Annotated in this window: 18 protein-coding genes and 1 pseudogene; 5 read left to right on the top strand and 14 right to left on the bottom strand. The window is 67.9% G+C overall.

Annotated elements, in window-relative coordinates; translation table 11 throughout:
• From MKW15_RS15675 to MKW15_RS15645, 7 genes and pseudogenes are all read right to left on the bottom strand, one after another.
• Positions 1 to 348 (bottom strand): annotated as a pseudogene (locus MKW15_RS15675) (HNH endonuclease); the annotation flags it as partial.
• 332 nt (positions 349 to 680) lie between these two features.
• Entirely contained in the window at positions 681 to 1,013 is a 333-nt protein-coding gene (gene mnhG, locus MKW15_RS15670) for a monovalent cation/H(+) antiporter subunit G (RefSeq protein ID WP_240859897.1), read from the bottom strand.
• Positions 1,010 to 1,273, bottom strand: a complete 264-nt coding sequence (locus MKW15_RS15665; RefSeq protein WP_240859895.1) for a monovalent cation/H+ antiporter complex subunit F — start codon at positions 1,271 to 1,273, stop codon at positions 1,010 to 1,012. The genes mnhG and MKW15_RS15665 overlap by 4 nt, the downstream gene beginning before the upstream one ends.
• Positions 1,270 to 2,040: a Na+/H+ antiporter subunit E gene (locus MKW15_RS15660; protein WP_240859894.1), complete on the bottom strand. Its 771-nt coding sequence runs from the start codon at positions 2,038 to 2,040 to the stop codon at positions 1,270 to 1,272. The genes MKW15_RS15665 and MKW15_RS15660 overlap by 4 nt, the downstream gene beginning before the upstream one ends.
• Positions 2,037 to 3,650: a Na+/H+ antiporter subunit D gene (locus MKW15_RS15655; protein WP_240859892.1), complete on the bottom strand. Its 1,614-nt coding sequence runs from the start codon at positions 3,648 to 3,650 to the stop codon at positions 2,037 to 2,039. The genes MKW15_RS15660 and MKW15_RS15655 overlap by 4 nt, the downstream gene beginning before the upstream one ends.
• Positions 3,647 to 4,246: a Na(+)/H(+) antiporter subunit C gene (locus tag MKW15_RS15650; RefSeq protein ID WP_240859890.1), complete on the bottom strand. Its 600-nt coding sequence runs from the start codon at positions 4,244 to 4,246 to the stop codon at positions 3,647 to 3,649. Before MKW15_RS15650 ends, MKW15_RS15655 begins: the two co-directional genes overlap by 4 nt.
• Positions 4,243 to 7,161, bottom strand: coding sequence for a Na+/H+ antiporter subunit A (locus MKW15_RS15645; protein WP_240859887.1), 2,919 nt, complete (start codon positions 7,159 to 7,161; stop codon positions 4,243 to 4,245). The genes MKW15_RS15650 and MKW15_RS15645 overlap by 4 nt, the downstream gene beginning before the upstream one ends.
• Positions 7,162 to 7,235: 74 nt before the next feature.
• Here MKW15_RS15645 and MKW15_RS15640 point away from each other — a divergent pair, with 74 nt between their 5' ends.
• The 3 genes from MKW15_RS15640 to mbtM all read left to right on the top strand — a co-directional run bounded on the left by MKW15_RS15640 (position 7,236) and on the right by mbtM (position 9,988).
• The gene (locus MKW15_RS15640) at positions 7,236 to 7,664 is read left to right on the top strand and encodes a hypothetical protein (RefSeq protein ID WP_240859885.1); all 429 of its coding nucleotides are present in this window, start codon (positions 7,236 to 7,238) and stop codon (positions 7,662 to 7,664) included.
• Positions 7,665 to 7,815: 151 nt separating this feature from the next.
• A complete protein-coding gene (locus tag MKW15_RS15635; protein WP_240859883.1) occupies positions 7,816 to 8,226 on the top strand; it encodes a hypothetical protein in 411 nt (136 codons plus the stop codon).
• A gap of 148 nt (positions 8,227 to 8,374) precedes the next feature.
• The gene (gene mbtM / locus MKW15_RS15630) at positions 8,375 to 9,988 is read left to right on the top strand and encodes a long-chain-fatty acid--ACP ligase MbtM (RefSeq protein WP_276615059.1); all 1,614 of its coding nucleotides are present in this window, start codon (positions 8,375 to 8,377) and stop codon (positions 9,986 to 9,988) included.
• A gap of 28 nt (positions 9,989 to 10,016) precedes the next feature.
• On the opposite strand, the gene MKW15_RS15625 is transcribed toward mbtM, so the two are convergent.
• The 3 genes from MKW15_RS15625 to MKW15_RS15615 are packed head-to-tail and all read right to left on the bottom strand — an operon-like array spanning position 10,017 to position 14,049.
• Positions 10,017 to 12,242 (bottom strand): AAA family ATPase, encoded by a 2,226-nt coding sequence (locus MKW15_RS15625; protein ID WP_240859882.1) that lies wholly within the window; start codon positions 12,240 to 12,242, stop codon positions 10,017 to 10,019.
• The gene (locus MKW15_RS15620; protein WP_240859876.1) at positions 12,239 to 13,267 is read right to left on the bottom strand and encodes a CDP-alcohol phosphatidyltransferase family protein; all 1,029 of its coding nucleotides are present in this window, start codon (positions 13,265 to 13,267) and stop codon (positions 12,239 to 12,241) included. The genes MKW15_RS15625 and MKW15_RS15620 overlap by 4 nt, the downstream gene beginning before the upstream one ends.
• A gap of 38 nt (positions 13,268 to 13,305) precedes the next feature.
• Positions 13,306 to 14,049 (bottom strand): phosphatidylserine decarboxylase, encoded by a 744-nt coding sequence (locus tag MKW15_RS15615; protein WP_240859874.1) that lies wholly within the window; start codon positions 14,047 to 14,049, stop codon positions 13,306 to 13,308.
• A gap of 95 nt (positions 14,050 to 14,144) precedes the next feature.
• Between MKW15_RS15615 and moeA the strand changes: the two genes are divergently transcribed.
• Both moeA and MKW15_RS15605 read left to right on the top strand, forming a co-directional pair.
• On the top strand, positions 14,145 to 15,365 hold the full coding sequence (moeA, locus tag MKW15_RS15610) for a molybdopterin molybdotransferase MoeA (protein WP_240859872.1): 1,221 nt from the start codon (positions 14,145 to 14,147) through the stop codon (positions 15,363 to 15,365).
• Between the two features lie 51 nt (positions 15,366 to 15,416).
• The gene (locus MKW15_RS15605; protein ID WP_240859871.1) at positions 15,417 to 16,214 is read left to right on the top strand and encodes an HAD-IIA family hydrolase; all 798 of its coding nucleotides are present in this window, start codon (positions 15,417 to 15,419) and stop codon (positions 16,212 to 16,214) included.
• A gap of 373 nt (positions 16,215 to 16,587) precedes the next feature.
• Here the strand turns inward: MKW15_RS15605 and MKW15_RS15600 are convergent, their stop codons facing one another.
• From MKW15_RS15600 to MKW15_RS15585, 4 genes are all read right to left on the bottom strand, one after another.
• Complete coding sequence (locus MKW15_RS15600) at positions 16,588 to 17,046, bottom strand: SRPBCC family protein (protein ID WP_240859869.1); 459 nt, start codon at positions 17,044 to 17,046, stop codon at positions 16,588 to 16,590.
• Positions 17,047 to 17,121: 75 nt separating this feature from the next.
• On the bottom strand, positions 17,122 to 17,568 hold the full coding sequence (locus tag MKW15_RS15595; protein ID WP_240859905.1) for a DUF350 domain-containing protein: 447 nt from the start codon (positions 17,566 to 17,568) through the stop codon (positions 17,122 to 17,124).
• A gap of 91 nt (positions 17,569 to 17,659) precedes the next feature.
• Complete coding sequence (locus tag MKW15_RS15590; RefSeq protein WP_240859868.1) at positions 17,660 to 18,997, bottom strand: NtaA/DmoA family FMN-dependent monooxygenase; 1,338 nt, start codon at positions 18,995 to 18,997, stop codon at positions 17,660 to 17,662.
• A complete protein-coding gene (locus MKW15_RS15585; protein ID WP_240859863.1) occupies positions 18,994 to 20,217 on the bottom strand; it encodes an LLM class flavin-dependent oxidoreductase in 1,224 nt (407 codons plus the stop codon). Before MKW15_RS15585 ends, MKW15_RS15590 begins: the two co-directional genes overlap by 4 nt.
• Between the last annotated feature and the right edge of the window lie 148 nt (positions 20,218 to 20,365).

Genomic DNA, 20,365 nt, shown 5'->3' with positions numbered 1-20,365 from the left:
GGCGCGGGATTCGGAGAGGTCGCCGGCCAGGAACGCTGCCCGTACTTGTGGGAGGTCTTGGAGCAGCCCGCCCAGGGTCATCCACCGTCCGGCGGTGGCCGGTGGGACGGCGAAGTGCAACGCCACTTCGCGGAGGGCGGCTTTGTCGGGCATGCGTTTGCGGTAGCGGTCGGAGTCGGCGGCCTGGACGCGGTCGAACACTTTGCGGCCCAGATGGTAGGCGGCCAGGATTCTGCGGGCCATCGCTTCGAACTCGATGCGGGTGAACGCCGAAGCTGCTGTGGCCAGGTCGGTTTCACCCGCGTCGGCCAGTGTGGCCTCGCTGGTGTCCCGCCCCGGTTCGAACATGTGTCCACTATCGCAGAGGGGTACGACAAGAAGTGTTGTCGGCGGTTCTGGTTATCAACAGTGATCTCGACACGGTGCCTCGCCCCAGGGGGCTCGGTACCGGCTCGATCCGGCGGATCTCGACACGGTGCCTCGCCCCAGGGGGCTCGGTACCGGCTCGATCCGGCGGATCTCGACACGGTGCCTCGCCCCAGGGGGCTCGGTACCGGCTCGATCAGCGTGACGAGGCCAGCGGTGGGCTCGACCAGCGTGGGGTTCGGTGTCGGCTCGATCAGCGTGACGGGGGGCTCGGAGTCGGCTCGATCAGCGGAAGGCGGCGGCGGAAGCTGGGCTCAGTCCCGATCTCCCGCTTCCATGTCCGCACGGTCCATCAGGCCGTCCCGTGCGCGTTGTTCCTGGTATACGAGGCGGCCGATGCGATGTGCGACCACCGGCGCGGTCATCAGGGCGAAAAGGCTTGCGAGGATGAGCATTCCGACGTCGACGTTGTGGCCGAGACGGAGCATCGCACCGAGGAGCAAAAGGAGCAGGCCCAAGGTTTGCGGCTTGGTGGCGGCGTGCATGCGGCTGAGTGTGTCGGGGAAGCGGAGGATGCCGATGGCGGCGGTGAGCGCCAGCGCGCTTCCGAGGAACATCAGTACGCCGCTGACGATGTCGATGATCATGTCTGGTCGTCCCGGACTCGGAAACGGGCGATGGCCACCGAACCGGTGAAGCTCAGCAGCGAGAGCGCGACGATCGCCGGGACCACCGTCGAATCAAGGCTGTAGGCAGCCCACAGGCCGAGGCCGCACATGCACAGGGCGATGATGACGTCGAGCGCCACCAGCCGGTCGAGGGTGGTGGGACCGCGGAGGACGCGGATCGTCGTCAGTACCGCCGAGATCAGCAGCATGCCCGCGCACAACAACCAGACAACCGTCACGATTCACCTCGCTTCACATCCATGACCCGTTCCCGGTCGGCGAACCGAACGCCGTGGAAATCGTCGTCGATGCCGTGATACGGGCTCGGATGCCACTCGCTGTCGCGCTCGAACGCCTTGACGAACATGCGCTCGACATAAGCGATCTGGTCGTAGAAGGCGCGCACCTGCTTCTCGGTGCGCACGTCGAAGACGTGGATGTAGAGCATTCGGCGCCGGTGATCGATCTCAACCACCATGGTGCCGGGCACGAGGTTGAGATAGTCGACGGCCAGCGTGAGCACCATGTCGGACTTGATCGCCACCCGCACCCGCATGACCGCACCGAGCGGCGGTGGTCCCGGTCGGATGGCCGTCCAGGCGACCTGCGCGCTGGACACGAAGAAGTCGAAGAACAGGCTGATCAGCAGGCGCAGCAGCGAAAGCGGGTGGATGCGGCCCTCCACCGGTACCCGCGGCAACGGCAGAACGGTGAGGATCAGTACCGCGAGAAGGAGTCCGGCCAGGATGTTGGCCCAGGAAATGGTGCCCCACAACAGGACCCACACAAACGTCAGCCATGCGATGGTCCAGAGCCGCACCGCGACCTCGCGGCTGTCGGTGCCGAACCAGCGCGGTACGCGCACGTGACCGCGAACCCAGACGAGGGCTCCGACGAAGTGCCAGAAGATGAACAGCAGCGAGACGCGCCACGCGTTGATGATGAAAGAGCGCACCGGTCCCTTCGTGGAGACCACCGGCGCGCGTGGCCGCGATTCTGAACTCATCTCGCGGCACCTTCTCCCAGCACGGCTTCGACGTACACATTGCGATCGACGATGTCGGTGGCCGCGCGATCGGTGAAGCCCAGGATGGGACCGGCCCACAGGGTGAGGACCAATCCGGCGGCGACCATGAGTGCGGTGGGGACCACCATGGTGATCGGCATGCGGCCGACGTCGGGACGGTCGTCGAAGGCGATGTCGGAGCTCTCGTCGATCAGCGCAGACGGCCCGCGATCGGCCATGTCACCCTCGGGGGCGTCGGCGCGCGGTCGCCAGAAGCCCTTGGTCCAGACGCGGGCCACCACATACAGGGTGAGCAGGCTGGTGACCACCGACCCGGCGACGAGCGCCCAGGCCAGCACCGAACCGTCCTGCACGCCCGCCTCGAGCAACGCGACCTTGCCGATGAACCCGGAGAACGGCGGAATACCACCCAGATTCAGCGCCGGGATGAGGAACAGGGCCGCCAGCACCGGGCTGGCGATCAGGCCACCGAGCCGTCGCAGCGACGCCGACCCGGCCTGCCGCTCGATCAGCCCGACCACCAGGAACAGCGTCGTCTGCACGAGGATGTGGTGTGCCACGTAGAAGATGGCCGCCGACATCCCGATCTCCGACGACAATGCGATACCGAAGATCATGTAGCCGATGTGACTGACCAGGGTGAACGACAACAGACGTTTGATGTCGGACTGGGCGATGGCACCGAAGATGCCCACCAGCATGGTCAGCAGCCCGGCTACGAGGAGCATGTTGTCCATTGACCCGCCAGGGAACAGCAGCGAATGCGCGCGGATGATCGCGTACACACCGACCTTGGTCAGCAAACCGGCGAACACCGCGGTCACCGGGGCCGGCGCGGTCGGGTAGGAGTCGGGCAGCCACGTCGAGAGCGGGAACACCGCCGCCTTGATGCCGAAGGCGACCAGCAGGACCGCGTAGAGCGCGTTGCGGGTGCCGCTGGGAACGTCGTCGAGCCGTAGGGCCATCTCCGCGAGATTCAGCGTGCCGGTGGTCGCGTACGCGAAGGCTATGCCTGCCAGGAAGATCAGCGACGACACCATCGAGACCATCACGTACGACGCCCCGGCCCGCACGCGTTCGGCGCTGGCACCCAGGGTGAGCAGTACGAAGCTAGCGGCCAGCAGCACCTCGAAGGAGACGTAGAGGTTGAACAGGTCGCCGGCGAGGAAGGCGTTGCACACACCCGCGGTCAGGATCAGGTAGGTGGGCAGGAAGATCGACACCGGCTGTTGCTCGGTCCCGTCCCGGATACCCTGCCCGATCGCGTACACGACGACGCACAGCAGCACGCTCGTCGACACCACCAGCATCAGCGCGGCGAGCTGATCGACCACCAGGGTGATGCCCAGCGGTCCGTTGGGATAACCCTTATCTCCCCACCCGCCGATGGTGAGCGACCACGTGCCGTAGCGGTTGGTGAGGTAGAGCAGCAGGCACGACGCGACGAACGCGGTGCCGATCGCGCCGGTCGTCACCGCACGCTGGAAGCGCGGGCTACGGCTCTGCAGCAGCGTCAGTGCCGCCGCGATCATCGGGACCAGTGTCGGGAGGACGATCAGGACCGGGAACCAGGACTCCTGCGGTGTCATCGACCATCACCTCCCGTGGTCACCGGGTTGGCATCGTCGGAGTCGTCGTCACCGATCTCGTCGATGACGTCGGCGTCCTCCGGCATGATGTCGGTCTCCAGCAGTTCCCGGTGCCGTGCGGCCGCTTCTTCTGCGGTGAGTGGGTTGCCGTCGTCGTCGAAGAAGTCGCCGGCCTTCGTGTCGGCGTGGGTGACCGGGTCGTCGGTGCGGTCGCGGTCGGGTGCGGTGTCGAGCGTGGTCGACTGGATCTTGACGTCCTCGGTGTCGTCATCGAGGTCGTCGTCGTCGCGGTTGAGGACGAACAGTCGGTACACCATGGCGAGCACGAAAGCGGCCACACCCATGGTGATCACGATGGCGGTCAGCACCATCGCCTGGGCGAGGGGGTCGGCGTCGGCGGGCCGGTTGTCCGACGACCGTCCCATGATGGGCGGATTGCCCATGCCACCCGAGATCGTGATGATCAGCAGGTTGATGGCGTTGCCGCAGAGCAGCAGCCCGAGCAGCATCCGGACCACGCTGCGTTCCATCAGCAGGTACGCACCACAGGCCGCCATCGAGCCGACGACGATCAGCAGGAACAGGTTGACGCTCATCGGCTCACCCGCTGATCCGATAGCGGTTGATTCGCCTCGACGGCGGTCTCGACATCCAGGCGTGCGCCCAGGCTGCGCAGCACGTCGAGCACCAGACCGACGACGATGAGGTAGATGCCCAGGTCGAAGAACAGGGCGGTGACCAGCTTGATGTCGCCGAGTACGGGGAGCGTGATGGTGAAGACCGCCGACGAGAGCGCGGGCGCACCCAGGAACAGCGAGACGACCGCGGTGGTCGCCGAGATCGCGAGACCGGCACCCAGGATGCGGCCCGGCTCCACGGGCAGCGCCTCGCCGAGTTCGTAGCGTCCGCCGGCGAGGTAGCGCAGCACCAGCGCCAACCCCATGGTGAGGCCGCCGGCGAAACCACCGCCCGGCGCGTTGTGGCCGGCATAGAAGAAGTAGACCGACAGCACCACCATGGTCGGGAAGATCAGGCGGGTGGTGGCCTCGAGCACCATCGACCGGTGTCGCGGATCGCGCAGGCCGCTGCCGAGCAACCAGGTGGTGCGGTCGGGCGGGATCGGATCGTCGTCCTCGGCGGTGTCGGTGTGTCCGTTGAGGGTGTTGCCGTTGAGTCGGGCGGCGTCGGCGACGCGGGGTGCGGCACCGAACCGGCGGTTGCGGAACACCATCGACGCCACGCCGGTCGCGGCGACGATGAGCACCGACACCTCGCCGAGCGTGTCCCACGCGCGGATGTCGACGAGCAGGACGTTCACCGCGTTCGCGCCGTGGCCGAACTTGTAGGCGGCTTCCGGGATGTCGACGTGCAGTGGCTGCGTGGAACGTGCTGCCGCGGCGAACAGGCCGACGGCCACGAGCATCGCGCCGTAGGCCACGCCGATCAGCGCGCGCAATGGCTTGAAGCCGGTGGCATGCCGCGGTTCGGGTTCGGCGGGCAGCTTGCGCAGCACCAGCACGAAGATGACCAGCGTGAGGGTCTCGACGAGGAACTGGGTGAGTGCGAGGTCGGGTGCGCCGTAGAGCGCGAAGAGCATGCCGCAGCCGTAGCCGGTGACGCCGACGATCAGCGTGCCGGCAAGACGGTTGCGCAAGACGGTCGCTGCCAGCGCCGACGCGATCATGATCCCGCCGATCACCACCTGTGGCGGCGACCCGAGGCCGTCGATGTCCAGACTGTTGCGGGCGCCCAGGAACAGCACCACGACCGGCAGCAGGATCGACGTCGCGAGGATCACACCCTGGGTCACCGGCAGCGATCCGCGCTGGGTGTTGCGGGTCAGCATCAGCGACAGGGTGTCGGCGCCGCGCAGCGTGGCGTCGTAGATGCGGTCGGCGTTGACCGGCTGGCGGTAGCGGAACAGGCGTCCGCGCAGCTGCCGGGCCACCAGGAAGACTCCGGCACCCGCGACGACGACGACGATCGAGAACACCACCGGCAGCCCGAAACCGTGCCACATCGCGAGGTGCTCGAGCTCGTGACCGTAGGTGGGCAGGGTCTCGGCGTACGGTTCGAAGAGGTTGCCGATCTGCGGGCTGACCAGCGCGGCGACGATACCGCCGATGGCAAGCACAACTGGAGACAGGAAGAACAGGGTGGCGGGCGGATGCATCTTGGCGACCGCCGGACTCGGCGTCGCACGGACCTTGCGGCCGAAGGCACCCCACAGGAATCGGCACGTGTAGGCGAAGGTGATGATCGAGCCGACCAGCAGGACGATGTCGATGGTCTCGGCCTGCCACGACGTGAACGATCCGGTGGTCCACACCGAACCGAAGGCCGTCTCCTTGCCGACGAAACCGAAGGTGAACGGGAGTCCGGCCATGCTTGCGCCCGCGATCGCCGCGATCAAGGCCAACGCCGGCAGCCGATGGCCGAGTCGAGCGAGTTTGCGGATGTCGCGCGTACCGGTGGAGTGGTCGATGATGCCGACCACCATGAACAGCGACGCCTTGAACATGGCGTGCGCGACCAGCATCGTCAGACCGGCCATCGCGACGTTCGCGTCGCCGATGCCGACCAGGACGGCCATGAAACCGAGCTGCGACACCGTGCCGAACGCGAGGATCAGCTTCAGGTCGAGTTCACGTAGCGAACGCCAACCGCCCATCACCATCGTCACGCACCCGAGCACGACGACCGCCACGTGCCAGCTCATCGTCGTCGCGAACGCCGGGGCCAGTCGGGCGATGAGGTAGATGCCGGCCTTCACCATCGCGGCCGCGTGCAGATACGCGCTGACGGGGGTGGGCGCCGCCATCGCGCCGGGCAACCAGAAGTGGAACGGGACGATCGCGGATTTGGTCAGGGCGCCGATCAGCAGCAGCACCACCGCGACGTCGACGTAGGACCCCGACGCGGGTGGGTTCGCGATGATCTCGGAGAGCAGGTACGTGCCGCTGCGTTCGCCGAGCATGATGATCCCGACCAGCATCGCCAGGCCGCCCGCGGTGGTCACCAGCAGGGCCTGCGTCGCTGCGCGGCGTGACGTCGCACGTACCGCGTAGAAGCCGACCAGCATGAACGACAGGACGGTCGTGAGCTCCCAGAACACGTAGAGCACGAGCATGTTGTCGGAGACGACCAGACCGAACATCGCGGCGGCGAACGCGATCATCTCGCCACCGAAGATGGCGACCCGCGGACGAGCGTCGTCGAAGTAGTGGGCGCAGTAGCAGAGCACCAGCGCGCCGACGCCGAGGATGAGCACCGACATGATGGCGGCGAGTGTGTCGAACCGGGTGGTGATGTCCATCTGCAGCGACGGAACCCACTCGAGCGTTTCGGTGCGCGCTTGTGCGGGGTCGGCGTCCGGCCATTCGGCGACGACCCAGGCGAGTGCTCCGGCGGGGGCGAGGGCGAGAACGTAGAAACCCTTTGTGCCCATCGCGTGGATCACTGCGGGTGCGACGACAGCACACACTGCCAGCGCGGCCAACACAGAAATCAAAAGGGCACTCCGTCTTCTCGATCGGCGGGGTGTCACGGACGTCTGCCCGCGCGACCTAGCTTACCGTTGCTCCCATGTTCAGGTTCGGGTGGCTCGTTCGTACCGCTCTCGCGATCGCCGCGATGGCCACCGCGATCGGTGTTCTCGGTGCTTGCGGAACCGCCGAGGAGTCGGCGCCCGACGGGGTCGCCCTGCCGGGTGACTTCCCCAAAGACCAGGTGCCCCTCCTCGACGGGACCGTGCTCAGTGCGTCGGGCACCCAGGAGCAGGGCTGGACGGTGACGATCCAGGGCCCGGCCAACGGTGGCAATCAACTCGACGTGGCCGTGAAGAAGCTCACCGACGACGGGTACGTCGAATCGTCGCGCAACTCCGTCGGCGGCCAGATGGTGGTGATCCTGTCCGCGGACAAGGACGGCACCAAGTACGTGGTGACGGTCGGGACCTCGCCGCAGGCCGCTGCAGGGGCGTCGTCGGTGATCTACCAGGTCACCGCTGCCTGACCCCGGCCGCCGGCTTCTGACGCCCGGACTCTGTGCTCACAGCCGATTGGCAGGCGCCCGGCAGTCCGGACATAGCGCCCGCGGGCACCGTGGTCTCACATTCACCGAGCCCGGCGATCGTCGGGCCACTGAGAAAGTGAGATCGACACCGATGTCCGACACCACACCTACGCACGACACCGGCACCGCTGCGACGGCAACGCTGACCGAACCGGCGCCGGTTACACCACAGCCCACCGAACCCGTCGATCGCGGCGGTGTGAATCTGCCGTCGAAGGTCAAGAACGCGATCGTCGCGGGCGGGGTGGGCATCGCCGTGCTCGCCGGCCTGCTCGGATTCGGGGCGGGTTACATCGTCGGCGACAACAGTTCGAGCAACTCGAACCAGATGAACGGACCGGGCGGCCGGGGTGGCATGAATGGCCAGATGGGGCCGGGTGGCATGAACGGTCAGATGGGGCCGGGTCAGATGCCGAATGGTCAGATGGGGCCGGGTCAGATGCCCAACGGGCAACAATCCGGAGGCCAGAACCAGCCGCAGGCGCCGACGGCAGCCAACTAATCAGTTCGCAGTGCGTATTTCCCACGGGTAAAGTGAGGCTTGCCAAAGCAGTTGAGGGCTCGACCTTCGACCACCCACCGGAGGACCGAGCGTGACTCAGACAAGCCCCAACTTCGCCGATACTGACAGCCTCACCGATACCGACAAGCTGGCACGGCACTTCCGCGACGCGATGCGATCGGTCGCGGAGGTGTCGGTGCTGGACGGCGAGTGCAAGCAATGGGAAGTGCGAACCTGGCGGCAGGTACATTCCCGCTCGGCGCAGATCGCAAAGCAACTGCTCGACGATGCGTCGTCGGCAGCGACCGGCCCGGCGCGACCCGGTGCCCTCGGCCTCATCGGCGACCCGACGATTGATCTCATCGCAGCAATTCAGGGCGCCTTCCTCGCGGGGGTCGCGGTGTCGATCCTGCCCGGTCCGGTGCGTGGAGCGGACCGCGACCGTTGGGCGGAAACCACCTACGAGAGGTTCGTCGGCGTGGGGGTGACCACCGTCCTCGGTGGCGGCACCGAACTCGCCCAACTCTCGGAGATCGACGGGACGCTGCGGGTGACCGATGCACGAACCTACGGCGTCGACGCGGATGCCGCCGATTTCGAACCGGTCCCCGCCTCCCCTGAGGATCCCGCGATCCTGCAGGGCACCGCTGGTTCGACCGGCGAGCCCAAGACCGCGGTCATCTCGCGGGCCGCGGCCCTCACCAATGCCGTCGAGATGGGTGAACGGCTGGGACTGAGTGCCGAGCATGACGTCGGGTTCAGCTGGTTGCCGCTCTACCACGACATGGGCCTGATGTTCCTGCTCGGCTCGATGGGGGTCGGCGGACACATCTTCGTCGTCCCCAACACGGCGTTCGCGGCATCGCCGTTCAGTTGGCCGAAATGGCTCACCGAGACCCGCGCAACGGTCACCGGAGCACCCAACTTCGCTTACGACCTGCTCGGCCGCTACGGGCGTCTTCTGCGCGATGCCGACCTGTCGCATCTGCGGGTGGCGATCAGCGGCGGCGAACCCATCGATCCGGACGCCTTCGACAAGTTCCTCGCGGAGGCGGCCAAGGTCGGGTTCGACCCTGCTGCCGCCACTCCCGCGTTCGGGATGGCTGAATCGGCGTGCGCGGTCACCATGCCGTCGGCGGGTGAGGGAGCCAACTACGACGACGTCCTCGTCACACCGCCGGGCGGTGGTGAGGCAATTCGACGACGCTACGCGATCCTCGGTGAGCCCTTGCCCGGCATGGAGATTCGGGTGGTGACGGCGGATGTGGCGGTCCAGGCGATCGCCGGACGCGACGTCGGTTCCGTCGAGATCCGCGGGACATCGATGATGTCGGGGTACCTCGGTCAGCCACCGCTGCGACCGGGCGAGTGGTTCGCGACCGGCGATCTCGGCTATCTGATCGACGGGCGACTGGTGATCTGTGGGCGGTCCAAGGAGATCATCATCGTGGCCGGCCGCAATCTGTATCCGGTGGAGGTCGAACGGGCAGCTGCGACGGTGAAGGGCGTGCGCAGTGGTGGTGTCGTCGCCGTGGCCCGCGCGGAATCATCTTCGCGCCCAGGGCTTGTGGTGATCGCCGAGTTCCGCGGCCGGGATGCCGACGCGGCACGGGCCGACGTCGGTACCGCCGTGGCCGCAGAGTGCGGGGTGCTGCCGACCGACGTGGTGTTCGTCGACCCCGGAACCTTGCCCCGAACCACGTCGGGCAAACTCCGCCGACTCGAGGCCAAGGAATTGCTGGAGTCGGGGACCTGGGGCTGACGCGACCCGCTCGGCGCTGGAGCGCCGCCTACTCCACGCGACGCTCGGCGTAGGCGCGGAGGTTCTCCACCTGGGCGGCGTCCAGCGACGGCCGCACCCGGCTACGGGCCTCGGTGACGTCGTCGGCGGTGACGGTCGCGGTGTCGATGTCGCGGCGCATCGCCGACAGCGCTGCCTCGCGGAGCAATGCCGAACAGTCGGCTGCGGAGTAGCCGTCGAGGTCGGCGGCGAGGTCGTCGATGTCGATGCCGTCGAGCGGGACGTTCTTACCGGTGGCGCGCAGGATGTCGGCGCGCGCCGCGGCATCCGGCGGCGGGACGAACACCAGTCGTTCGAGACGACCCGGCCGCAGCAGCGCCGGGTCGATGAGGTCGGGACGGTTGGTGGCGCCGAGGACCACCACGTCCTGCAGGGGTTCGACACCGTCGAGCTCGGTGAGCAGCGACGCAACCACCCGGTCGGCGACCCCGGAGTCGGTGGACTGACCGCGACGCGGAGCCAGGGCGTCGACCTCGTCGAGGAAGATCAGCGACGGCGCAGATTCCCGTGCGCGCGCGAACAGATCACGAACGGCGTTCTCCGAAGCACCGACCCACTTGTCCATGAGTTCGGCGCCCTTGACCGTGTGCACCGACAGCCGGCCCGACGCGGCGAGGGCCCGCACGACGAAGGTCTTGCCGCACCCGGGTGGGCCGAACAGCAGCACGCCGCGCGGAGGTTCGACACCGAGCCGGGCAAAGGTGTCGGGATGCTGCAACGGCCACAGCACGGCCTCGGTGAGGGCCTGTTTGGTCTCGACCATGTCGCCGACGTCGTCGAGCGTGATGGACCCCAGCGCGACCTCCGGCGAATCGCCGCGCGACACCGGCCGGATCACGGACAGAGCGCCGAGGAGGTCGTCGGTGCGCAGGGCGGGCGACGACTTGTCGTTGCTTGCGCGGGCCGCCGCACGCAACGCGGCCTCGCGGGTGAGCGCCGCGAGATCACCGGCGACGAAGCCGGGGGCGCGGGCGGCGACTGCGGCCAGATCCAGATCGCCGTCGGTGGGAACGCCTTTGAGTATCGCGGACAGCAGACGGGCGCGGGTCGCCGCGTCGGGCAGGCCGACGATGAGTTCGCGGTCGCAGAGGTCGGGGTCGCGGAGTCGGACGTCGAGGCGAGCGGGTTCGGCGGTCGTCGCGATCAGCGCGACCGCCCCGTCGGCGATGCCCGACCGCAACGCGTCGAGGATCAGCGTCGCCACCGGGTCGGGTTCGGCGGGCAGCAGGGCGTCGACGTCGGTGATGAGCAGTACGCCACCGCCGCCGCGGACCTGTGCGAGGGCGTCGGTCACCACACGGAGTCGGGCGTTGGACTCCATGGCGCCGGTCGTCGGACCGTCGACGCTGACGAGCGGGCGGTCGGCGCATACGGAACGCACCATTGTCGCCTTACCTGCGCCGGCCGGCCCGGAGATCAGCACGCCGAGTCGGGGTGCCGCGCCGAGTGTGCGCAGGACCTCGGGCTCGTCGAGGGTGATCTGCAGCCATTCGGTGAGTTTGCCGATCTGGATGTCGACGCCGACGAGTTCGGACACCGGACGCACCGGCACGCGGTCGGCAGGCGCGGTCGCCGCGCGCTGTGTCGAACCCGCTGGAACTATGCCCAGACCCGGGATGCTCGGCGAAAAGCCTTGTGTATCCGGCACTTCCGAACCGGTGGACCACAGCACCGCGGTGTTGGGCTGCACGCTGACGGGCGACGCGGGGTCGGTGCCCGACACCGTCAGCAACTCGTTGGTCCACGTGATGCCGACCGAGCGAGCCAGCGATCGGGTCGCCTCGGTGGCGGCGAGTTCCGGGCCGAGATCGCGCGGCAGCAACGACACCGCGTCGCCGACCGACAGCACCTTGCCCAGTAGCGCCCGGCGCAGCGTCGCCTCGTCGACCGACCGCGTCGCCAGCGCCGAACCGGTGACCACCACGCGACTTGCGCCGTGCACGATCACTCGTGAGAGCACCACGGGAGCGTCTTCTTTGACCCCGGCGTTGGAGAACGTGATGTCGTCGAGGAGCGCGACGCCGGTCGGGGTGCTCGACTCGGTCGCGGCGATCACTGCTGCGGTGACGCGGGCACCGATGATCGACACCGCGTCCCATTCGCGCAGCGCCAGCGCGGTGAGCACTTCGGGGTGTACGCGCACGAGACCGCGGCGGGAATCTGCTGCCGAGGTGTTCAGGCGCGCGGTGAGCGTGAGACCGGTCGGTGCGCTCACGGCGTCTCACCCGCATCGGTCGGCGACTGGGCGGGTGCCGGTGCCGTCGGCCGGTTCAGCCCGAGCCGTGCCTGCGACTTCCGTATCGCCGGCCGACGCCGACGACCGCCGGTCGCGCGGATGGCTCGACGCTGTGCGCGTCGCTCGGCCGGACGGTCCTCCCAGAACTCGGGCCGCGACGCCACCCAGCGTCGGGACCGCCAGGCGAACGGGATGTGTGCGGCGTACCCGGCGATCGCGATCATCATCAGCACGTACGGGAAGGTCAGCAGGAGAGCAGCGCCGATGGCGACCAGGATGAGCACAGCTGCCAGCGCACGCGGAGGAACCGACGCGGCCTTGAGCGATGCGGTCGGGATGCGACTGACCGCGAGGAACGCGACCAGCACCAGCCACCCGCCGACCGCGGGCAGCGAGGTCCACCACCCGTCGCCGAACTGTTGCGCCAGACCGATGGGGAGCAGCGCACAGATGGCCGCGGCGGGCGCCGGAACGCCGACGAAGAAGTCGCGTGTGTAGGCGGGCGCTTCGTCGTCGTCGAGCAGGGTGTTGAACCGGGCCAGCCGCAGCACGATCGCGCAGCAATAGATCAGGGCCAGCGCCCAACCGAGATCTTGCCCGTCCATGAGGTGGAAATACACGATCATGGCCGGTACGACGCCGAAGTTGATCGCGTCGGCCAGCGAGTCGATCTCGGCGCCGATGCGGGTGGTCGCGCCCATCATCCGCGCGACCCGACCGTCGAGTCCGTCGAGCAGTGCAGCCGCGACGACGAGACCCATGGCCGCGTTGATGTCGCCGGTGGTCGCTGCGCGCATCGCGGTCAGGCCTGCGCAGATCGCCAGGATCGTCAGGGCCGACGGCACGAACATGCGGCCGGCCGCGGCCTGTCGTCGTAGCCGGTTGCGTTCGGCCGGGGTCGGCCCGCCGGTGACCTTGGTGGTCGAGCGCGCCGCGCGACCGGCGGAACGGCTGGTCGGCGTGCGGGACGACCGTTTGGTGCGATCCGGCTTGGGGCCCGTCATCGTGAAATCGTCATCGTGTAGTCGCCATCGCGTCCGCGTCATCCCGCCAGGACGGCGAGTGGGGTTTCGCCGCCGACCGCGCGCTGGCCCACCGACACCAGGGGTCGAGTGCCGCGCGGGAAGTAGACGTCGACCCGGGAGCCGAACCGGATCAGGCCGTAGGTCGCACCGATCGCGAGCTGATCCCCGACCCCCGGCTCGCAGACGATCCGACGCGCGATGAGCCCGGCGATCTGCACGACCGCGATCTCCGTTTCACCGCCGGTCGCGTCGGCGCAGCGCAGGGTCATCGTGGTTCGTTCGTTGTCCGAACTCGCCTCCGGGAGGTCCGCGGACAGGAAGGCGCCGGGAGTGTGGGTGACCGACGTGACGGTGCCCGCGATCGGGGCGCGCTGGACATGGACGTCGAAGATCGAGAGGAAGGTCGAGACCCGGGGCAGCGGTTCGGTCCCCAGGTCGGCCTCGGCGGGCGGCACCGCTTCGTCGACCAGCGCTATCGTTCCGTCGGCGGGTGCCACGACGATGCCGTTCCCGGTCGGCGGCACCCGACTCGGATGCCGGAAGAACGCGGCGCACGCCCCCGCGGTCAGGGCGGCGGGCCGAGCGATCCAGGGATGTCGCCGCCCGAGCAGCGCCACCGCAGCGGGTCCGAGAACGAAGGGCAGTCCGGCGCGATGAATCGGCGGGATCGTCTCGCGTGCCAGGTCGAGCAGGTGGGCGAACGGGTTGATCTCACCCGCCGGGCTGTTGGTCGATCCGTCCGGTCGCGGACGTCTGGCCACCACTGCCTCCTGTTGCGTCGATGAATGTGCCAACGGGCACGGCTACAGCTTAGATCCCGTGGGTGTCCGCGGGGCGGGGTGGCATGCTGAGCATCATGCGTTCGGTCGTCGAGCACCAAGCTGTCGTCGCGGCACTGTTTCCGGCTCCGGAAGCGGTCCGCCTGCCCACGCCCGATGCCTTGGGTCTGGTCACGATGGGCGACGTTCATGCGCCCATCTCGCTTCCCGGTTTCGACAACTCCGCGATGGACGGTTACGCCGTCCGTGCTGCAGAGATCGCGTCGGCCACCCCCGAGCATCCTGTCGCACTGCCGGTGGCCCACGACATCCCTGCCGGCCGCACCGACTCGCTGGTCCTCGCGCCCGGCACCGCACATCGGATCATGACCGGTGCGCCGCTGCCCGAGGGGGCGGATGCGGTGGTACCGGTCGAGCTCACCGACGGCTCGACCAGCACGGTGTCGATCACCGCTGCTGTCGAGGTCGGCAAGCACATTCGAGCTGCGGGCTCCGACATCCTGCACGGCGAACGAGCACTGCCGAGCGGCACCGTGATCGGAGCGTCGCAGGTGGGGCTGCTTTCTGCGCTCGGGATCGCCGAGGTGACGGTGGCTCGGCGACTCCGGGTCGTGGTGCTGTCCACCGGGTCCGAACTCGTCGCTCCCGGAACCGAACTCGAGCACGGACAGATCTACGAATCCAACGGCGCGATGCTCACGGCCGCGGTGACCGAGGCGGGGGCCATCGCGCGTCATCTGCATTTCGTCCCGGACGACGTCGACGATTTCCTCGCCCGGCTCGACACCGTCGCCGACGACGCCGACGCGATCATCACCTCCGGTGGCGTCAGTGCGGGCGCGTTCGAGGTGGTCAAGGATGCGCTGTCACGCAACCCGGACGTCGAGTTCGTGAAGGTCGCGATGCAGCCCGGCATGCCCCAGGGCTGTGGTCACATCGCCGCGCCAGGTGGACGTCGGGTGCCGATCGTCACGCTGCCCGGCAACCCGGTCAGCGCGCTCGTGTCGTTCGAGGTGTTCATCCGGCCTCCGCTGCGGGCGGCCGCGGAGATGTCACCACACCGACCGCGCGTGCATGCTCGGCTCGGCTCGGCGGTGCGCTCGACGCCGGGCAAGCGGCAGTTCCTGCGCGGGGTGATCCGCTCGGACGACGGCGCTGCGCCGATCGTCGATCCGATCGGTCCGCCGGCGTCGCATCATCTCCGCTATCTCGCAGCGGCCGACGCGCTGATCGACATTCCTCCCGAGGTGACCGAGCTGGCTCCCGACGACGACGTCGAGGTCCTCCGGCTGGGGTGAGCTCCGTCCGCCGCGCTGCAACTCCCCGGGCGTCGCACTACATTCGGTGCCATGGCTTTGGGCATATTGCTCGACATCGACGGGGTGATGGTCACCTCGTGGAAGGCGCTGCCCGGCGCTGTCGACGCGGTGGCCGAACTCGCCGACCGCGGCATCCCGCGAATGTTCTTGACCAACACCACGTCCCGGTCGCGCGGGGAGATCGCCGAGGCGCTCGGTGAGTGCGGGTTCGAGGTCGACGCGAAGGAGATCCTCACGGCGGCCAAGCTGACCGCCGAATACGTGTCGTCGACCTTTCCCGGCAAACGCGTGTGGGTGCTCAACCAAGGTCCGATCGCCGAGGACATGTCCGACGTCGAACTCACCGACGACCCGTCCGCCGCGGAGGTGATCGTGCTCGGCGGCGCCGGTCCGGTCTTCAGCCACGACGCGTTGTCGAAGGTGCTGGAGATGATGATGGACGGCGTGCCGGCGATCGCCATGCACCGGTCGATGACGTGGTCGACCGCCGACGGCCTCAAGATCGACACCGGCGTGTACCTCGAAGGCCTCGAGAAAGCGGTCGGCCGCAAGATCAAGGCGATCGGCAAACCGTCGCCCCTCGGCTTTCGGGCCGCTGTGGAACTGATGGCGCTCGAACCGACCCAGGTGGTGATGGTCGGCGACGACATGCACAACGACGTCCTCGGCGCCCAGGCGTCGGCGCTGATCGGGGTGCTCGTGAAGACCGGCAAGTTTCGCGAGGAAGCGCTCCGGGCATTGCAGCGCGACGAATTCGGTCCGGTGCCTGACCACATCATCGACTCGCTCGCCGATCTCCCGGCGTTGCTGGACAAGATCAGCGGATAGCCACCGCACCCCGGCCCGCCCACACCCTGTGTCGAATCGGGTCAACTGGGTGCTGCAGCACACAGACTCTCCGACAGGACACAGAGTGTCCGGAGCGCCTCCGCGGCAGACTGCATCTCCCCAGGTCAGCGCGGTGGTCCCGTAACTCTCGAGTCAGCGTCCCTCCGTCGGCGTTGCCGATGTCATGGACGCGGGAAGAGCCACCCCACGCTGCCTGAGGTGCGAGCGGAGCGAGCCTCGAAGGCCAGGCGAACTGACATTGTGGTCTCACCAGCCCTTCGAGGCAGTCGGCTAGCGCCTCGGGCACCTCCGGGAGCGGAGGGCGTCGAAGGCGTTACCGCAGGTCAGGAGGCCCAAGGCAGTACTGTTCGGGTCAGGCCTCTGCGGCCTTCTTGATCTTCCCGAGCGTCTCGGCCATGCCGGCCTTGAGTTCGACGTCGAAGTTGTCGTTGCCGCCCATGAAGCGCTCGACGAGCGTGAACGAGATCTTGCTGGTCTTGCCGCCCGGTGCTTCGCGCCGTTCGGTGAGCTTGACGCCATTCTCCGACGGTGTGATGGAGTAGCTCCACACGGTGTTGTTCTCGGTGATACGCCAGCCGATGGTCTTGTTCGGCTCGAAGCGCACGACCTTCGAGGTGGTCGGCCAGACGAGCGCGCCGCGCCGGTTGATGTTGATCGTCTTGGTGTCGAGGTCGACGTCGCCGCCGCGGATGATCATCTTCACGCACTGCGGGCTCCACTCGCCCATCCGCTTGAGGTCGGAGATCACCGCCCACACCTTCTCCGGCGTGGCGTCGATGTCGACGGATTCCTCGATGAGTTCTGCAGGCATGCTGTTCCCCTCCATTGGGTGCGATTTGTGGTCACCCTATGGGCCTACTGTCTAACCGTCAATAAGCGGGTGACGTCAGACGAGCAGGGTCGCCCCGATGACCGCGCCGATCCCGACGAACACGGCCGCGGTGATCCAGCCGGCCGGATGGTCGTCGCCGCGGTGGGTTCCGCCCTCGAGCAGCAGCGTGCCGAGTTTGCCGGGGGTGAGCCAGTCGATGAGGACGAACGACCACATCATCACGGCGATCGCGAGGACCGCGTAGGCAGCGGTGTAGAGCACGGCCCGCCACAGGATGAGGTCGGCGGTGTCGACCACCGCACAGATCATCACCACCGACACCGAGATCACCATCGACGTCGTCAGGATCACGGCGTTGCGGTTGTGGTCGAGCCACACCAGATTGCGCAGGCGTCCGGGGGTGACGAGATCGAGCGCGAGGAACCCGATGATCAGCGCGACGATGCCCGCGAGGCTGAACGCGGCGGCGTGGCCGAGGTTGTCGCGCAGCAATGCGACCATGTCGATCTCTCCCATGCGGTAGGGCGGACTCTAGAACCCTATCGAGCATGGAACGCCGACGGGATGCTTTGCCGCCGATGGGCGTGCCGCGTCAGGCGAGCAAGGGGAGTTCGAGATTATCCCGCAGCGTCGAACCGGGGTACTCGCGCCGATAGACGCCGAGTTCCTGCAGCACGGGGACGACGTCGGCGACAAATCTGTCGAGTCCGCCGGGCGTGATGTGCGGGACGAGAATGAATCCGTCGCTCGCATCCGCCTGTACGAAGTCGTTGATCGCGTGTGCGACGGTGGTCGGCGACCCGACAAACGCCTGGCGGCCCGTCACCTCGATGATCACCTCGCGGGTGGTGAGGTTCTTGGCGGCGGCGAGATCGCGCCACTCATTGGCGACGTCGCGCGGGTCGCGGTGAATCCGCACGCTCGCACGACCTTTGGCGACGGTGTTCTCGCCCGGTAGCGGGTCGACGGTGGGTAGCGGGCCGTCCGGATCGTGGTCGGAGAGGTCGCGGTTCCACAGCTGCTCGAGGAACTTGATCGCGGTCTGCCCGCTCACCTGCGCGAGGCGCACCTCGTGTGCGAGCTCGGCGGCCTCGGCGTCCGTGTCGCCGAGAACGAAGGTCGCCGCCGGCAGGATCAGCAGATCCGACGGTGCGCGGCCGTACCGGCCGAGGCGCCGCTTGACGTCGGCGTAGAAGCGGGTGCCCGCGTCGAGGGTGGAGTGTCGGGAGAAGATGGCGTCGGCGCGTTGTGCGGCGAATTCGCGGCCCTCGTCGGAGTCGCCGGCCTGGAAGATCACCGGCCGCCCCTGTGGGCTGCGCGGGACGGGGAACCGGCCGGCGATGTCGAACTGGGTGTCGCGGTGGGCGAATGCTCCCGCGTCGGGTCGGGCCACGAACTGGCCCGACGCCTGGTCGCCGACGATGTCGTCGCGCTCCCACGAATCCCATAGTGCAGTGGCCACTTCGAGGAATGCCTTGGCGCGCACGTAGCGCTGGTCTTGCGGCAGGTAACCGCCGCGTCGAAAGTTCTGCCCGGTGAACTCGTCCCAGGAGGTCACCACGTTCCAGGCGGCTCGACCGTCGGAGAGATGGTCGAGTGTCGCGAATTGCCGTGCCACTTCGAAGGGTTCGTTGAACGTCGAGTTGATTGTGCCGGCCAGACCGAGGTGTTCGGTGACCGCGGCAAGGGCGGCGAGGACGGTGAAGGTGTCGGGTCTGCCGACGACGTCGAGGTCGTAGATCCGACCGTTCTGTTCCCGCAGGCGCAGACCTTCGGCGAGGAACAGGAAGTCGAACAGGCCGCGCTCGGCGGTCTGCGCGAAGTGAACAAAGGAATCGAACTCGATGTGACTGCCCGACGCGGGATCGCTCCACACCGTCGTGTTGTTGACGCCGGGGAAGTGTGCGGCGAGGTGGACCTGTTTGGTCATCGGGCAGCCTCCACCAATTCCGAAATGGCATAACGGCTTTCCGGTCGACCGAGTCCGAGTCGGGAACGCAGCGACTCGCCGTCGATGTAGGACTCCCGCAGGCGGTGCCGACGGCGGAGTTCGGGTGCCAAATCGGCGGCGATCCGCTGGAGGTCGTGCGGAATCGCTGCGGGGTGCAGGCGAACTCCGTCGGCTCCCAGATCCAGCAGTTCGGCGATCCGATCGGCGACGTCGGACGCGGTGCCCGCCACCACCGGGATGCCACCCGTGTAGACACTGCCGGCTGACTCGTCGAAGCGTGCGCGCCGGGCGCGGGCTTGCGCAGCGGTGTCGTCGACGACGACGAGCAGGTCGACGAGGATCGCGAGCGGACTGCCGGCACGCTCCGCCCGGGCCTCGGCTGTCCGTGCGGCGGTGATGGTGTCGGCGATCGCCGTGTCGTCGCTGCCGACGGCGAAGCCGATGTCAGCGGTCGTGCCCACGAAGGATGTGGATCGGTTGTCGAGGTCGGCGGCGATGATCGGCTGTCCCTGCGGCGGTCGCGGGGTGATCGACGGTCCGCGCACCGAGAACTGGCTTCCCTCGAAGTCGATGTAGTGCAGCTTGTTTCGGTCGATGAAGCGGCCCGTTGCGGTGTGACGGATCTCCGCGTCGTCCTCCCAGCTGTCCCAGAGTCGACGGAGAACCTCGGCGTAGTCGGCTGCCTCCGCGAGCAGATCGGCATGCGACACCGAATCGAGGGCGCGTCGGCCGAACAGCGCCGCGTGCTCCTGGCGTGGGTCGATGGTCACCACCACTCCGGCACGTCCTCGGCTGATGTAGTCCAGTGTGGCAATCGATTTCGACGCGTGGAAGGGCTCGGTGTGCGTGGTCACCACGGTGGGCAGCAGGCCGACACCAGTGGTGATCGGCGCCAGCCGCGCGGCGAGAAGCTGCGTGTCGAGCTGTCCCGCAACGACATCGGTGCGCGTAATGTCGGTCTCGTCCGTATCGAGTCGGTGCACCGAGAAACCGTCGTCGAACGTGACGAAATCGGCACGTGCGTCTTCGGCGGCGGCGATCACCGAACGCCAGTGTCGGGCCCCGAGTAACGTCGCGGGCGTCACGTCGGGCTCGCGCCAGGCCCCGGGATGGCGACCGGTCGGGGTCAGTGCGATCGCCACCAGCGGTTGCGTCGGCTCGTGAGTGGGTGCGGGCATGTACCGGACAACGTCGGGCATGCACCCGACAACTCCGCCGTGCGGGGAATCGATCACCCTGAGCCAAACCCTCGCGTCGTCGGCCGATCTGCGTCTGACTGGGATGTCGGCGACGGTGAGGAGGTGTTGTGGTGGCGTGGTTGGCGCGTGTTCTCGAACGCGAGCACCG

The organism is Gordonia gummivorans (genome assembly GCF_022513585.1).
Taxonomy (GTDB): domain Bacteria; phylum Actinomycetota; class Actinomycetes; order Mycobacteriales; family Mycobacteriaceae; genus Gordonia.
The sequence above is the reverse complement of the archived record's forward strand: the minus strand, read 5'-3'. Positions and strand labels throughout refer to the sequence as shown.